We start from the raw sequence: 15,045 nt of genomic DNA on the forward strand, positions 1-15,045 counted from the left end.
TCAGATATCCAGATTGGTGACTTTCAGAGCATTGTTTTGGATAAACTCACGTCGGGGTTCCACAACATCGCCCATCAGGGTGGAGAACACTTCCTGGGCCTCGTCGGCGTGGGCAACCCGGACCTGAAGAAGGCGCCGTACGTTGGGGTCAAGGGTTGTTTCACGCAGCTGCTCGGCGTTCATCTCTCCCAACCCTTTATAGCGCTGTATGCTGATACCCTTGCGCCCGGCTGACATGAATGTGTTGACCAGCCCGACAGGACCCCGGATCGGATACCGGTTGTCTCGGATGCGCAGCGTGGCTTTGCCGTTGTAGATTTCGCCAAGGCTGGCCGACATCTGGTCTAGGCGCCGGGCCTCGCCAGAGTGGGCCAAGGCACTGTCGATGGCATGGGTCTCCGTTACACCCCGCAAGGTGCGTCGGAACAGCAGGCTGCCGCTGTCCGTGACTTCACCGCTCCAGCCCTTTTCATGCTCGACTTCCAAGTTGTCCAATCGTTGGCAGATGGTATCCATAACAGGCTGGTTGTTGTGTGTTGATGCCAGAAACTCCGGACTCAGGGCGCCGGCTATGGCGGCTTGTTCTAGGATACGGTTCGGGACCCGGCTCGACATGCGCCCCAGAAGAGTTCGGACCTGCCGGGCCTGGGTTATCAGTTCACGCAGGTGGGGACCGGCAATCTGCTGTCCGTCCTGCAGAACCAGAACAGCTTCGCTGATGGATACATCAATCAGATATTCTTCCAGCTCGCGATCATCCTTCAGATAACGCTCCGAGTTGCCACGTTTGGCCCGGTACAGTGGCGGTTGGGCGATATACAGGTGCCCCCGCTCGATAATATCGGGCATTTGCCGGAAGAAGAATGTCAGCAAAAGGGTACGGATGTGGGAACCATCCACGTCCGCGTCGGTCATAATGATGATCTTGTGGTAACGAAGCTTCTCGATATTGAAGTCATCGCGTCCTATGCCGGTTCCCATGGCGGTGATCAGGGTTCCGACTTCGGCGCTGGACAGCATCTTGTCAAACCGCGCCCGTTCCACGTTCAGAATCTTGCCGCGCAGGGGCAGAATAGCCTGGAAGGCTCGATCCCGCCCCTGTTTGGCTGTTCCACCGGCGGAGTCACCCTCGACCAGGAATAGTTCGGACTGTGCCGGATCGCGGTTCTGACAGTCGGCCAGTTTGCCGGGAAGGGAGGAAATATCCAAGGCTCCCTTCCGGCGTGTCAGTTCACGGGCGCGGCGTGCGGCTTCACGTGCAGCAGCGGCTTCGACCACTTTCCCGATAACTTTGCGGGCATCGGACGGATGCTCTTCGAACCACTCTGCAAGCTTTTCGGACACAACGCCTTCCACGACAGGGCGCACTTCGGACGAAACCAGCTTGTCCTTGGTCTGGCTGGAGAACTTGGGGTCAGGAACCTTCACGGACAACACGCAGGTCATGCCTTCGCGCATATCATCGCCGGTCGGCTGGACTTTTTCCTTTTTCAGCAGACCGGTTTCCTGAGCGTAGTGAGAAATGGTCCGGGTCAGTGCGGCCCGCAATCCGGCCAGATGGGTTCCACCATCCCGCTGCGGGATGTTGTTGGTAAAGCAGAGCGTGTTCTCGTGGTAGGCATCGGTCCACTCCAGCGCGATTTCCACGCTGATACCATCGCGTTCGCCGGTGATCAGAACCGGCTTGTCGTGCAGGGGCTGGCGCGCCTTGTCGAGATAGTGGACGAAAGCCTCTGTGCCGCCTTCATAGTGGAAGATGACGGTTCCGGGTTCCCCGTGGCGTGCATCGGTCAGGTGAAGGGTCACGCCGCTGTTCAGGAAAGCCAGTTCGCGCAGCCGGTGTTCCAGCGTTGCAAAATTGTATTCCGTTATGGCGAAGATGGAAGGCGAGGCAAGGAAGGTCACTTCTGTACCGGTCCGGTCGCCGCATTCCTTGACGCGCTTCAGAGGCTTGACGGTCTCCCCATGTTCAAAGCGGACATAATGCTCCCAGCCATCGCGCCAGATACGCAGGTCAAGCCACTCTGACAAGGCATTGACGACCGACACACCAACGCCATGCAGCCCGCCGGATACCTTGTACGAATTCTGGTCAAACTTGCCGCCGGCATGCAGCTGGGTCATGATGACCTCGGCGGCGGAAACCCCCTCCTCCTTGTGGATATCAACCGGGATACCGCGTCCGTTGTCGCGCACGGTCACCGAGCCGTCGCCATTGAGGACAACGTCCGTACGATCTGAATACCCGGCCAAGGACTCGTCAATCGCGTTGTCCACGACCTCGTAGATCATGTGGTGCAGGCCGGATCCGTCGTCGGTGTCACCGATATACATGCCCGGGCGCTTGCGCACGGCCTCCAGTCCCTTCAGGACCTTGATGGAATCCGCGTCATATCCGTTGGTGGTGGTGGCGTTGGCAGCTTCGGTCATGGGTTTGCGTACTCACTTCGTCCTTGCTTTCCCCGCTGGCTGGCGGGGAGGGGTATTCTAGTGCAATTGGCCGTCAGAAACGTTAAAAAACTGCGCCCGGCTTCCAAAGGGTTCAAACAGGGCCCGGTCGGTTCCGGTCAGCCATGCCTGGGCGCCCAGTGCAATCAAGGCTTCAAACAGGGCCTCGCGGCGCTGTGCATCCAGATGGGCGGCCACTTCATCCAGCAGCAGCAGCGGGGCTGTTCCCCGTTGTGCGCCCTGTATCCTGGCCTGTGCTAACAGAATTGACAACAAGAGTGCCTTTTGTTCACCAGTGGAGCAGCGGGCAGCAGGCTGACTATTGCTTTGGTTATGTACCTTCAGGTCAGTGCGGTGTGGTCCCTCGGCAGGCATTCCGGCACTTTCCTGACGCCTGTTCTGGCACATATGCTGGCGGAACAGATCTTCGACATCGGTTGCCGGGTGATCCTCCAGCAGGCTTTCAAGCCATCCGTTCAGCCCAAGATCGGGTCGTGGGAATGGCGGTGCAACCCTTGACAGGGCCCGGTTCAGCCGTGTTGTAATGTCTTGCCGTGCTGCTGCTATGGCAACCCCGTGCGATGCCATGGTGTTCTCCAGCAGGGCTATCCAGGCAGGATCATTGACGTTGTCCCGCAGCAGGCCGGTTCTTTGTCTCAGTGCTTTCTCATAGGCCGATAGGTGCCCGGCATGTCCGGGATAAAGCCCGAAGACTAGGCGATCTAGGAAACGACGCCGCCCCGATGGACTTTCGGTAAACAGACGGTCCATCACCGGCGTCAACCAGACAATGGAGACGATATCCCCTAGCTCGGTCTGGCTGCGTGCATTGATCCCGTTGATGCGTACAACCCGCCGATCTGAAGGGCCCGGGTCTCTGCCAGTTCCCAGATCCACTGGGCCATCGGCGGTGTGCACGGTAGCGGCAATACCCCAGCCTCCTTGCATGCCCATGGCGTGATCGCTGCGCGTGACGTCCTGTAGCCTAGCACGACGAAGGCCGCGACCAGGAGCCAGGAACGACAAGGCCTCCAGCAGATTGGTCTTTCCAGACCCATTCGCCCCGGTCAGAACAACCGGTGCCATTCCGGCTTCCAGTTGCAGACTGCTCCAGCTGCGAAAATCAGTCAGGACTAGGCGACTGACGCCAATGGCCGGAAACAGGGACGTGTCAGACACGCACCGGCATCAGCACATAGACCGCCGTATCATCCGCAGATTCACGGATAATGGCCGGGGATGCCGTGTCGGCCATCGACAGGCGGGCCGCGCTGCCCTCTATTTGTGACATAATATCAAGAAGGTAGCGGCTATTGAAGCCAATCTCCAAGGGCTGGGCGCTGTAAATGCACTCCACCTCTTCCTGGGCATTTCCGGCCTCAGCATTCGAGGCCGAGAGCGTCAGAGACCCATCCTCGATCCTGACTTTGATTGTGCGGTGCTTGTCACCCGAGACGGTAGAAACCCGGTCCACGGCATCGGAAAACAGCTTCTTGTCCACTTCAAGGTGCAGGTCGTTGTTATGCGGAATGACCTGTTCGTAATCCGGATAGGTTCCTTCTATCAGCTTTGATGTCAGGACGGCACTGCCCAGAACAAACCGGATCCGGCTTGTTGACAGGGACACGGAGACATCCGCGTTTCCTTCTTCCATCAGCTTGCGCAGCTCGGAAACGGTTTTACGGGGCACGATCACCCCGGGCATGTCCGCTGCACCTTCCGGCAGGGCAATTTCAGCCTTGGCCAGACGGTGGCCATCGGTAGCAACGGCTCGCAGGGCAGGGGTACCGTCAACAACAGCGGTGTGAAGGTAGATTCCGTTCAGGTAATAGCGGGTCTCTTCTGTAGAAATCGCAAAACGGGTGCGGTCCACCAAGCTTTGCATGTCGTTCGAGGATACGGCAAAGGTATGGCTGTAGCCGCCTTCTTCCATTGTCGGAAATTCTTCCACAGGAAGGCAGGACAGGGAAAAGCGCGACCGCCCGGACCGCAGGGTCATCTGGTTCCGCTCGCTGTCCCAAGACATTTCCACTTGGCAGCCATCGGGCAGTTTTTTGACAATTTCAAACAGGGTATGGGCTGGGGCTGTTGTGGCCCCGTCACGTTCCACCGAAGCCGGGATGCTTTTGACAACTTCCAGATCCATGTCGGTGGCGTTCAGGGCCAGCACACCATCCCGCGCCTGCAGGCGGACATTCGATAGAATGGGGATTGTGTTGCGCCGTTCAACAACGCTTTGAACGTGGCCAAGGGACTTCAGAAGGGTGCTGCGTTCGATGGTCAGTTTCACGGTCGTTGTCACCTGGCACTGGAAAACGGGTGTGGGATCCTGCTTCGGCATAACCGAAACAGCCCCCGTCTGAACCGGCTTGTTCAGCCTGTAGACCAAACGGGGGACGGGAGTATATCACAGGCTCTGCTGGCTCAAAGAGGTTTTACGCATGGTAAATACGTGTCGGATTGCGCATTAAAGTTGCTTGATATTGATGTTCCTGTGCCTTAAGGTTTTGTTTGTCGGCAGGGTTCAAAAACCTCGTACATACCCAACGCAGACAGTCGCCTTCATTGCGCGGCGACTGTCTGTACAGTGACGGACCGGTACCTCGCGGTCCGTGCGCTCCGCTTTATGGCGGGAGGGCGGCGAATAAAACACCCGCAAGGGAAATAAGCCCACCTGATATCCCTGACGTTGGGCAGTGTTATTGGGTTTTTGGCCTCCCGCCACCACGTGTGTTGTCAGCGCATGTGGTGGCCGGCGTCTTCGTGCACTGAACCGGGGACCCGGCGTGGTTTCCCCCCTGATGACCATCCTGTCCGGCTTCCTTGCTCTCTGCCGGACAGGGGCACCGGGTCCCCGGTTTTTTTGCGTGGGATATTTGATCCTGATGTTGCAAGAGGTTTTAGCGACTTTGCTCCCCGCCCTTTTCACATCAGGGCAGGGACAAAGTGCTGCGCTTTTGCTTAAAGCAGGATGCTGTCTTGATTCAGCGCATCAACGCCCAGAAGGGTGATGCTGAAGTCCTCCGCCCCGTCGCCGTCGACATCGGCAAACAAGACAACGCCATCCTGTTCGGAGTCCAGCCAGACACCATAGGCTTGTGGGCCATCTTCACTCATGGCCAGGGCCTTTCCTCTCCAGCCTGCTGCCCGAAGGTCAAGGCGGTCACCTTCTCCTTGATTAAAGTCGAGAATGACGTCGTCACCATAGGAGTCGGACCGATACACAAAAGTATCCGCACCGTTGCCCCCCTCCAGTGTATCGTCGCCCTTGCCGCCATCAAGAACGTCTCGGCCATCGCCTCCCTTCAGGATGTCATTGCCGCCCCGGCCAATCAGTGTGTCATTGCCTTTCCCGCCGTTCAGGCGATTGGCCTGACCATCACCGGTCATGTGGTCGTTTCCACTTCCACCATTGATGTTCTCGATATTAGAAATACTGTCTTCACGCTGACCGTATACGAGAACACTGGAGGTTTGGCCGCCTTTCAGTGACAGTCTTATATCTTCGTGTCGAGAGGAGTAGTCGAGCGTGTCAATTCCCTCGCCTCCATCGATGCGATCTTCTCCCAAGCCCCCGTCCAGGTGGTCATTGCCCCGGCCACCAGCCAAGGTATCGTTCCCGGCGCCGCCATAGAGGGAATCATATCCGTCTCCCCCACTCAGGACGTCGTGCCCTTTTCCGCCATAGATACGGTCATTGCCGGCATTGCCGTTCAGGCAGTCATCCCCTCTCTTGCCGTACAGGACATCGTCTCTTTGGGTACCGTAGGAGAATATGCTGTCGTCGTTTAATCCATACAGATCAGCGTCACGATCTTTCTGGTCGTGGATGCCGTATGACGTGATGGAAGAAAACATGGGTGACCGGCTCTGGTTGAGCTCGCGCGGTTCGCCAAAAGAGAACGAGTTTATGGGGCGTACATTCTGGAGGCGGCTTTCATCTGTGGGCAGAGCATAGTCCCGGGAGGATAAAGTGGTTCTGTCTGCATATGGCTTTGATGGCCTGAACGAGAAGGGTTCCGCCGCATCATGATACATCTGTCCTGAAGCTAGAAAGGCAGCGGGTTTATATGGCCTGAAGGCGGGCGCAATGGAAGGTGCAGAGGCCCTTCCTGCAATCGGGGTAAAAGAGGCTAGCTCTGGAAAATCTAGGGAGAAAGGGTTATGGGCTTTAGTGCGTACGTACATTGTGTACCTCTTGTGTTTTTGCGCAACCGGTTGCATACCAGCTTTGATGCAGGGGGAGATTTGACCAGAGCCGACACTTTCCGCATGGTAAGGCGCAAACGGCGTGCTCTATCAAGGCCTGCATGCGAACGACACTACATTCTGTATAGAATGATCAAAGTAATTTGAATTCTAACAATTTTTCCCACTCGTTTCATACAAGATGCACGATGTGCTGAAGTCAAACGAGGATCGCAATCCTTGCACTTATACCAGACTCGTGTCCCAGTGATTCTACACCCGAAAACCGGGGACCCGATGCCCCTGTCCGGCGGGGAGCAAGGAAGCCGGACGAGATGGTCATCAGGGGAAAACCATACCGGGTCCCCGGTTCAGCGCACGAAGACGCCGGCCACCACATGCGCTGACAACACACGTGGTGGCGGGAGGCCAAAAACCCAATAACACTGCCAGTAGTCAGAAGTACCGGGCGGACTTATTTCCCTTGCGGGTGTTTTATTCGCCGCCCTCCCGCCATGATACACGTGCACGGACCGCGAGGAATCAGTCCGTCACCGTACAGACAGTCGCCGCGCAATACAGGCGACTGTCTGCTACTGGTATGTACGAGGTTTTTGGGCCTCTATCGACATGTTTTTGAACCCTGCCGACAAAAGAAACCCTAGATTACAATGCGACGCATATCAAGCAACTTATTGACCTTACCGTCCGATCAAGGCCAATGCCAGTCCCGCAACCAAGATCCATGGCAGCCAGGTTGGCAAAGTACGGCGGCCATTTCCCCCGGTCAGACTGACACCAAGCTGACGCACCGTTTCAGGATGCAGCTTCAACCCACCGGAAGCCATCATTGCAGCCGCCCGGTCGGCATATTCAAGAACAGCAGGCATCCGCTCCAAGGTCCGAGCCAGACCATGCACTGTTCCCTTGACCCGTGCACCGGGACCAAAGGTATCGGTCATCCAGCGTTCCACTAGTGGATAGGCCAGTTCCCACATGTTGATACCGGGTTCCAGCTTGCGCCCCACACCTTCGGCCAGAAGCATGGACTTCTGCAACAGCAGCAGTTGCGGCTGGGTCTGCATCGAAAATTGCTCTGTTACCTGGAACAGCTGCCCCAGTAGACGCGCGATAGAAATTTCGTTGATCGGCTTGCCAAAAATGGGTTCCGCAATGGAACGGGCGGCTTGGGTGAATGCATCGACTGATTTGTCATCGGGCACCCATCCGGCTTCAAAATGAACCTCTGCCACGCGGCGGTAATTACCGGTCAGGAAACCTAGCAGCATTTCCCCTAGGGTTCGCTTCGTTTCCTCGCTGACCCGACCCATAATCCCGAAATCAACCGCGATGATGGTCCCGGTCTCGTCAACAAACAGATTCCCCGGGTGCAGGTCAGCATGAAAAAACCCGTCGCGGAACACCATGTTGAAAAATGCATTTGCGGCGTGGGTAATCACCTCGCGCGGGTCAAGGCCGACGGCAATGATTCTTTCCCGCTCATCCAAGGGTATACCGGCAATGCGTTCCTGCGTCATAACCCGTTGGCCGGTGCGCTGCCAGTCGATGGCCGGAACGCGGAACGTGGTATCCCCGGCGAAGTTCTCTGCCAGTTCCGCAGCGGCGGCGGCTTCAAACCGGAGATCCATTTCTAGCGTGACCGAATCCTCGAACGTCCGGACGGTTTCAACCGGGCGCAGCCGGCGGAACTGCGGCCGGAACCGCTCCACCATCGCCGCTATCCAGGAAAACATTTCAACATCACGGGCGAAAATTTTCTCCACACCCGGGCGCAGAACCTTGACGGCAACCGGCTTGCCATCTGTTGTGACGGCAAAGTGAACCTGGGCAATGGAGGCGGCGGCCACCGGAACTTCATCGAAGCTTTGCCACAGGGACTCGGGTGGCTCCCCGAACTCATCGGTCAGAATACGGCGCACATCTTCGAACGGGAAAGGCTCTAGGCGATCCTGCAGATCTGTTAGATCTTGCGCAATGGCCTCGCCCATCAGATCCGGGCGCGTGGAAAGAGCCTGCCCAAGCTTGATAAATGTTGGTCCTAGCTCGACAAAAGCTCGTGCCAAGCGTTGCCCGGGCCTCCCTTCGGCAGGGCGTACCATGGGACGCAGAAGGGTTGCCACCAAGGACCCGACCGGCAAGGCATCCAGAAGAAACAGAACATCGTGACGGGCTAGGACCCGACCGATACGAAACACGCGGGCAAGATTACGACAGGCAGAAAACATCAGGCCCCAACCATCCTAGATCCGCCATGCCGAGTGAATGGCGGCAATACCACCGCTGAGATTATGCACCGCTACCCGTGACAAACCAGCTTGAACCATTCTGTCTGCCAGTTCTTTCTGGGCGGGAAACTGGCGGATGCTTTCAGCTAGGTAGCGGTAACTGTCACGATCACCCGCAACAAGTTGCCCCATCCGGGGTAACACGGCAAAGGAATAAAGATCGTAAAGTCGGTCCAAGCCCGGCACCAGAACCTTGGAAAATTCCAGACACAGGAATCGTCCACCAGGTTTCAGGACACGGCGCGCTTCTTTCAGGGCTTGGTCAATGCGGGTGACGTTGCGCAAACAGAACGCGATGGTATAGGCATCAAAGGATGCATCAGGAAAGGGGAGGCTTTCTGCGTCACCATTAATCCACGTTAGGCCGGCAGGGTGTCCACGATCCAGCGCCCGGTCCCGTCCAACGTTCAGCATGCCGGTGTTGATATCACAGACCTGTACGGTTGTGCCGCCAAGATCAGGCACCCGGCGACGCACCCGATCCAAGATGCGGAAGGCAATGTCACCGGTTCCGCCGCCAACATCCAGAACCTGCATGCCGGCGCGCGGTGCCAGCATGTCGACGAAGCGGTCTTTCCAAAGGCGGTGGACGCCCAAGCTCATCACATCGTTCATCAGGTCGTAGCGACGGGCGACCGAGGTGAACACGCCGCGCACCAAGCCTTCTTTCTCGTCCTCGCGAACGGTACGAAAGCCGAAATGGGTTGTCCGGGCCGACGGGGCCTCATCGGTCACGCAAGCGGTATCAGCGGCAGGTCCGGTATTCTTGTGCATCATAGCCGCACGATAGCCCAACCCGACCGGAAACGCTATAAGGGAGCCTTCTGCACACCATAATTTTCCTGATCGGAGAATACTCCCTTATGCCGGAACTGCCCGAAGTTGAAACTGTATGCCGCGGATTGGCGCCCTTTCTGGAGCAGCGCATCCTGCAAGAGGTGGATGTGCGCCGGGCTGATCTGCGCCAGCCCTTTCCTGATAATTTACAGCAAAGGCTAACAGGGCGACGGGTCCAGCGCGTGCACAGGCGTGGAAAGTACTACATATGGGACCTGGATGACGGCATGTGTGTTCTGGGTCATCTGGGAATGAGCGGATCTTGGCGCATTCACACCGCACAGGATGAACAGCCAGCGATCGGAAAACATGACCACCTGGTCATGCGTACGGATCGCGATGATACCCTGACCTATCACGACCCGCGCCGTTTTGGTGTGCTGCTGCTGGTGTCATCCAATGCACTGCCCGGCCACCCCTTGTTACGGAGTATGGGGCCGGAACCCCTGTCCGATGCGTTTGATGGATCTATTCTGGTGCAGGCCTTTTCCCGTCGCCGTACGACGGTGAAAGTTGCGTTGCTGGATCAGGGTGTGGTTGCCGGAATCGGCAACATCTATGCCAGCGAAGCCCTGTACCGGGCCGGCATTGCGCCTGATCGTCCGGCACACAGCCTGGATGAGCGGGAATGCCGATCCCTTGCCGGGGCCGTGCAGTCGGTTCTGTTCGATGCCCTGGAATCCGGCGGGTCCTCGTTGCGTGACCACATGCAGGTCAATGGTGAGCTGGGATATTTCCAGCACCGGTTCGCTGTGTATGACCGCATGGGGCAGCCATGTCCGGACTGTACCTGTGACCATACACAGGGTGGCGGCGTGCGCCGGATCATTCAGGCCGGGCGCTCAACATTTTTCTGTGCGATGCGGCAACGCTAGGGTACGCTCCGGTGCCATGGGACCTTTTTTCTCCTCTGGCGTGTATCGCTTTTTTCTCGTCCTGCCTGTTGCCCTTGCTGTCGCACTGGCCACGGCGGTTGTTTCCGCGTCTGTGCAGGACTTCGCCGAAGGGATCGAGGATTTGCCCCTGATGCCCGGACTGCAAAGCCATGAAGGTGGATTGACTGTTTTTGACAGTCCCTACGGCACGATTGTCGAATCAACAGCCAAGGGGCGGGTCTCGCCTGCCGATGTCCTGGATTTTTATGCCCGGACGTTGCCGCAGCTGGGATGGACCCGGACCGGAGAGACTCTTTTCCGGCGGGAAGCCGAGGAGCTTGTCCTGGATGTCGGGCAAAACAGAACGGATGTCATTGTCCGTTTCCGGGTTGTGCCCGTGGACTGAAATTTACAGAAAAACAGGACAGCCTGTTATCGGGTTTGTACCAAAGACGGAAGGGAGCCAAAAGCGCATGGCATATGAACATATCTTGGTTGAAACCCACGGCGAGGTAGGTGTGGTGATCCTGAATCGGCCCAAGGCTCTTAATGCCCTGTGCGCAGGATTGGTCAAGGACATGAGTGCGGCTTTGGATGCCTTTGAAAGCAACCCTGATATCGGTGCTATTGTTCTGACGGGATCAGACAAGGCGTTTGCGGCAGGTGCCGATATCAAGGAAATGGCCGACAAGACCTACCTTGATGCCTATACCGAAGACTTCATCACCAAGGGGTGGGAACGGGTGGCAAGCTGCCGCAAGCCGGTTCTGGCCGCTGTGGCTGGTTATGTGCTGGGTGGGGGCTGTGAGATTGCCATGATGTGCGACTTTATCATCGCGGCCGACAATGCCCGCTTTGGACAGCCGGAAATAACGGTTGGTACGATGCCCGGTGCCGGGGGAACCCAGCGGCTGACCCGGATTGTTGGCAAGGCGAAGGCCATGGAAATGTGCCTGACCGGGCGTCAGATGACGGCTGAGGAAGCCGAGCATGTTGGTTTGGTGTCGCGCGTTGTTCCGCTTGATACCCTCCGCGAGGATGCGATCCGGACCGCGCAGAAAATTGCCCGGATGTCGCGTCCGCTGACAATGATGATCAAGGAATCGGTAAACCGGGCTTATGAAACCACCCTGCGGGAAGGGCTTTTGTTCGAGCGGAGGGTGTTTCACGCCACTTTTGCCACCGAAGATCAGAAGGAAGGCATGGCTGCTTTTGTCGAGAAGCGCGAGCCAAACTTCAAACACCGCTAGGCAGGGACTGGGCCGAATCGGCGGCAAGACCCCCTGTGAGTCCCGGTCAGCCGGGAAATAAGGGGCAACATGCCCCGATGCGGGACTCCACTGTTGACGGAAGGGTACTCTTTGCCTATAAAGCGCGCTTCGTATTCGTGAACCTGTTACTCTTATTTGGACGGAATCCAAGGCTATGGCTCATCACAAGTCGGCCCAGAAGCGCATTCGCCGCAACGCTCGCCGTTTTGCCATCAATCATGCGCGCAAGAGCCGCGTACGTACCTTCATCAAGAAGGTCGAGCTGGCTGTTGCCGGCGGTGACAAGGCAGCTGCCGATGCAGCCTTCAAGGTCGCCCAGCCGGAGATGATGCGCGGTGCTCAGAAGGGCGTGTTCCACAAGAACACCATGTCCCGCAAGGTCTCGCGCCTGAGCGCGCAGATCAAGGCTCTGCCTGCCGCCGCCTGACAAGGGTTTTGCAGGCGGCCATTCGGGCTGCGCCGTATCGAAAAGGTCGCGCTCCTGGATTAAGGTCCGGGATGCGGCCTTTTGCGTCTTTTGATCATGGTGTTCTTGCGGTGCTTAGCCGTGGAGTCTTGGTATGGATTCGTCATGTCACTATGGCGTGACGACTCCCGGTTATCACTCTGCGATGCTCTGTTCTCACCGTATTGGGACTGTGATCGGGTGGGTCAGAATGCCGCTTTCATTCCTTGGGGGCGTCAAGAAAAAAACTTTTCATGTTCCCCTTTCGATCTCATTGAATGAGCGCGCATCTTGCGGATAGAGTCACCCCTCTGATCGGGTCTGGCACCAAGATTTTTCTGGGCGTCGGCCTCCCTGTTTCACTCCCTGTTCTTCATTCATCATCCTTTTCTTGTCACCGGATTACACCATTCTCGATAACACGGCCGCACGGCCTTTAAACAAGGGACACGTGCAGCTCTGCGGTATTCCGTCTTGTCTTCCCTGCGGGGCAAACATGCGGGTTGCCGGTGGCCGTACCCTTTCTCCGGAAAGGATTCTGAAGCAGAACAGAACCCGGCTCAGGGTTCGCCAGTTTGGTCCCGGCGTGTGGAGTAATGCATCCGCCGGACAGGGTAGATGTGTTCCTGTCAGAGGGGGCATGCTGAATGATACCGGGCCTGTTACACCGGGGTTGGCCCCCCTGCCTGATACAACATCATAGTGCCGGGGCTTGAGGCAACGCAGATGACGACAGCAGACCTGATGGTAAAAGAAGAACGCGATACCGTTTTTTCCTGGGACAGAATCCTGCCCCGTCTGCGGGAAGAATTTGGCGAAACGGCTTATGCAAACTGGTTTGTTCCGATCCGTCATTCCGGGGTTCGTAGCGGAACCTTGCAGCTGACGGTGCCAACGCGCTTCATGCGGGATTGGATCATGACGCATTATGGCGATCGTATCCGGGCGCTGTGTAGCGTGGAAGATCCTTCGATCCGGCAGGTCAACCTGTCTGTCAATGCCGCTGCCCCGGTACAGCCCAAAAGCCAGCCAGTGGCACAGGCACCCTTGCCACCGACTCCGCCGGTGCAGATGCGCCGGTCACCATCCACGTCATCGGTGAGGGATTCCAGATCAAAGGGATCGCAACAAGGCGATCTTCTGGCAAGTGTTGCCCCACCGGTTGCCATGCCTTCGGTCGTTGCACCTGCGCCTGCATTGCCCGATGACCTGTCGGCACCGCTCGACCCGCGCTATACGTTCGAAAGTTTTGTAACCGGCGCCACCAACGAATTTGCCTGCGCGGCCGCGCGGCGGATCGTGGACTCCGGTCAGGCGGTTTTCAATCCGTTGTTCCTATATGGCGGAGTTGGACTGGGTAAAACACACCTGATGCATGCCATCGCCCATGCCATCCGGTCTCGTCACCCGGGACGGCGCGTTATCTACCTATCTGCTGAAAAGTTCATGTACAGCTTTGTACGGGCGCTGCGTTACAAGGACACGATGGCATTCAAGGAACAATTCCGTTCCGTTGATGTCCTAATGATTGATGATGTCCAGTTCATCTCGGGCAAGGACACAACGCAGGAAGAGTTCTTTCACACTTTCAATGCCCTGGTTGACCAGGGGCGACAGGTGGTGATTTCTGCGGACAAGTCACCGGCGGACCTAGATGACATCGGCGACCGGTTGCGCTCTCGCCTGTCGTCTGGCTTGGTCGCCGATATTCACCCCACCACCTATGACCTGCGTCTGGGCATCCTGTCGACGAAAGCTGAAACATCCGGCGTTGTCGTGCCGCCAAAGGTCTTGGAGTTTCTGGCGCACAAGATCAGCTCCAATATCCGCGAGCTGGAGGGCGCCCTGACCCGCCTGATTGCGCATGCCCAGCTTGTGGGGCGTGCACTGTCCCTAGAAACAGCCCAGGATGTGCTGCGGGATCTTCTCCGCGCCAATGACCGGCGCGTCACCATTGACGAGATTCAGAAGAGGGTTGCTGAGCATTTCCAGCTCCGGGTATCAGACATGCATTCCGCACGGCGTTCCCGTTCCATTGCCCGGCCGCGTCAGATTGCCATGTTTCTGTCCAAGCAACTGACCAGTCGTTCGTTGCCTGAAATTGGTCGCAAGTTTGGCGGGCGTGACCATACGACGGTGATTCACGCAGTCAAAAAGATCAATCAGCTGATGAGCAGCGACACCGCCTTTGCCGAGGATGTGGAACTGCTGCGCCGGATGCTGGAAACCTGAGCGCGTGACATCATCTATAATTGCTTGATTGGCGATAAAAACTACCATAGGGTAACACCTGTCGGCAGGGTTTAAAAACCTGTCGATAGAGGCGCAAAAACCTCGTACATACCCCACAGCAGACGGTCGCCTGTATTGCGCGGCGACTGTCTGTACGGTGACGGACCGATACCTCGCGGTCCGTGCACGTGTATCATGGCGGGAGGGCGGCGAATAGAATACCCGCAAGGGAAATAAGTCCGCCCGGTACCTCTGACTGTGGGCAGTGTTATTGGGTTTTTGACCTCCCGCCACCACGTGTGTTGTCAGCGCATGTGGTGGCCGGCGTCTTCGTGCGCTGAACCGGGGGCCCGGTGTGGTTCCCCCCTGATGGCCATCCTGCCCGGCTTCCTTGCTCCCCGCCGGACAGGGGCACCGGGTCCCCGGTTTTTTGCGTGGGATGT

The 15,045-nt window shown here is 57.4% G+C and carries 12 protein-coding genes; 6 read left to right on the top strand and 6 right to left on the bottom strand.

All coding sequences use genetic code 11. From position 1 onward, the window contains the following. From gyrB to ubiE, 6 genes are all read right to left on the bottom strand, one after another. Entirely contained in the window at positions 1-2,430 is a 2,430-nt protein-coding gene (gyrB, locus tag AY555_RS04390; RefSeq protein WP_066133947.1) for a DNA topoisomerase (ATP-hydrolyzing) subunit B, read from the bottom strand. A 57-nt stretch (positions 2,431-2,487) separates the two neighbouring features. Further along, the gene (gene recF, locus AY555_RS04395; RefSeq protein ID WP_066133949.1) at positions 2,488-3,627 is read right to left on the bottom strand and encodes a DNA replication/repair protein RecF; all 1,140 of its coding nucleotides are present in this window, start codon (positions 3,625-3,627) and stop codon (positions 2,488-2,490) included. Next, a complete protein-coding gene (gene dnaN, locus AY555_RS04400; RefSeq protein WP_066136558.1) occupies positions 3,620-4,738 on the bottom strand; it encodes a DNA polymerase III subunit beta in 1,119 nt (372 codons plus the stop codon). Before dnaN ends, recF begins: the two co-directional genes overlap by 8 nt. Positions 4,739-5,409: 671 nt before the next feature. Next, positions 5,410-6,306, bottom strand: a complete 897-nt coding sequence (locus AY555_RS04405) for a calcium-binding protein (RefSeq protein WP_066133953.1) — start codon at positions 6,304-6,306, stop codon at positions 5,410-5,412. Positions 6,307-7,337: 1,031 nt separating this feature from the next. After that, positions 7,338-8,882, bottom strand: a complete 1,545-nt coding sequence (gene ubiB, locus AY555_RS04410; protein WP_066133957.1) for a 2-polyprenylphenol 6-hydroxylase — start codon at positions 8,880-8,882, stop codon at positions 7,338-7,340. Positions 8,883-8,897: 15 nt separating this feature from the next. Continuing rightward, positions 8,898-9,716 (bottom strand): bifunctional demethylmenaquinone methyltransferase/2-methoxy-6-polyprenyl-1,4-benzoquinol methylase UbiE, encoded by an 819-nt coding sequence (gene ubiE / locus AY555_RS04415; protein WP_082812060.1) that lies wholly within the window; start codon positions 9,714-9,716, stop codon positions 8,898-8,900. 89 nt (positions 9,717-9,805) lie between these two features. On the opposite strand from ubiE, the gene mutM reads away from it, so the two are divergent. From mutM to dnaA, 6 genes are all read left to right on the top strand, one after another. Continuing rightward, a complete protein-coding gene (gene mutM, locus AY555_RS04420; RefSeq protein ID WP_066133960.1) occupies positions 9,806-10,654 on the top strand; it encodes a bifunctional DNA-formamidopyrimidine glycosylase/DNA-(apurinic or apyrimidinic site) lyase in 849 nt (282 codons plus the stop codon). Positions 10,655-10,670: 16 nt separating this feature from the next. After that, on the top strand, positions 10,671-11,060 hold the full coding sequence (locus tag AY555_RS04425; RefSeq protein WP_066133964.1) for a hypothetical protein: 390 nt from the start codon (positions 10,671-10,673) through the stop codon (positions 11,058-11,060). A 67-nt stretch (positions 11,061-11,127) separates the two neighbouring features. After that, positions 11,128-11,904: an enoyl-CoA hydratase gene (locus tag AY555_RS04430; protein WP_066133967.1), complete on the top strand. Its 777-nt coding sequence runs from the start codon at positions 11,128-11,130 to the stop codon at positions 11,902-11,904. A 175-nt stretch (positions 11,905-12,079) separates the two neighbouring features. After that, complete coding sequence (gene rpsT, locus AY555_RS04435; RefSeq protein ID WP_066133970.1) at positions 12,080-12,352, top strand: 30S ribosomal protein S20; 273 nt, start codon at positions 12,080-12,082, stop codon at positions 12,350-12,352. Positions 12,353-12,866: 514 nt separating this feature from the next. Then, positions 12,867-13,073: a hypothetical protein gene (locus AY555_RS04440; protein ID WP_066133973.1), complete on the top strand. Its 207-nt coding sequence runs from the start codon at positions 12,867-12,869 to the stop codon at positions 13,071-13,073. A gap of 23 nt (positions 13,074-13,096) precedes the next feature. Further along, positions 13,097-14,602 carry a chromosomal replication initiator protein DnaA gene (gene dnaA, locus AY555_RS04445; protein WP_066136563.1) on the top strand — a complete coding sequence of 502 codons (1,506 nt, stop codon included), beginning with the start codon at positions 13,097-13,099 and terminating at the stop codon, positions 14,600-14,602. The last annotated feature ends 443 nt before the right edge of the window (positions 14,603-15,045 follow it).

This window comes from Haematospirillum jordaniae, from assembly GCF_001611975.1.
In the GTDB taxonomy this organism is placed as follows: domain Bacteria; phylum Pseudomonadota; class Alphaproteobacteria; order Rhodospirillales; family Rhodospirillaceae; genus Haematospirillum; species Haematospirillum jordaniae.

Excerpts from the sequence above, each read along its gene's own strand:
- gyrB (WP_066133947.1), bottom strand. The coding sequence starts at position 2,430 with ATGACCGAAGCTGCCAACGCCACCACCACCAACGGATATGACGCGGAT.
- AY555_RS04405 (WP_066133953.1), bottom strand. The coding sequence starts at position 6,306 with ATGTTTTCTTCCATCACGTCATACGGCATCCACGACCAGAAAGATCGT.
- ubiB (WP_066133957.1), bottom strand. The coding sequence starts at position 8,882 with ATGTTTTCTGCCTGTCGTAATCTTGCCCGCGTGTTTCGTATCGGTCGG.
- ubiE (WP_082812060.1), bottom strand. The coding sequence starts at position 9,716 with ATGCACAAGAATACCGGACCTGCCGCTGATACCGCTTGCGTGACCGAT.
- mutM (WP_066133960.1), top strand. The coding sequence starts at position 9,806 with ATGCCGGAACTGCCCGAAGTTGAAACTGTATGCCGCGGATTGGCGCCC.
- AY555_RS04425 (WP_066133964.1), top strand. The coding sequence starts at position 10,671 with ATGGGACCTTTTTTCTCCTCTGGCGTGTATCGCTTTTTTCTCGTCCTG.
- AY555_RS04430 (WP_066133967.1), top strand. The coding sequence starts at position 11,128 with ATGGCATATGAACATATCTTGGTTGAAACCCACGGCGAGGTAGGTGTG.
- rpsT (WP_066133970.1), top strand. The coding sequence starts at position 12,080 with ATGGCTCATCACAAGTCGGCCCAGAAGCGCATTCGCCGCAACGCTCGC.
- AY555_RS04440 (WP_066133973.1), top strand. The coding sequence starts at position 12,867 with ATGCGGGTTGCCGGTGGCCGTACCCTTTCTCCGGAAAGGATTCTGAAG.
- dnaA (WP_066136563.1), top strand. The coding sequence starts at position 13,097 with ATGACGACAGCAGACCTGATGGTAAAAGAAGAACGCGATACCGTTTTT.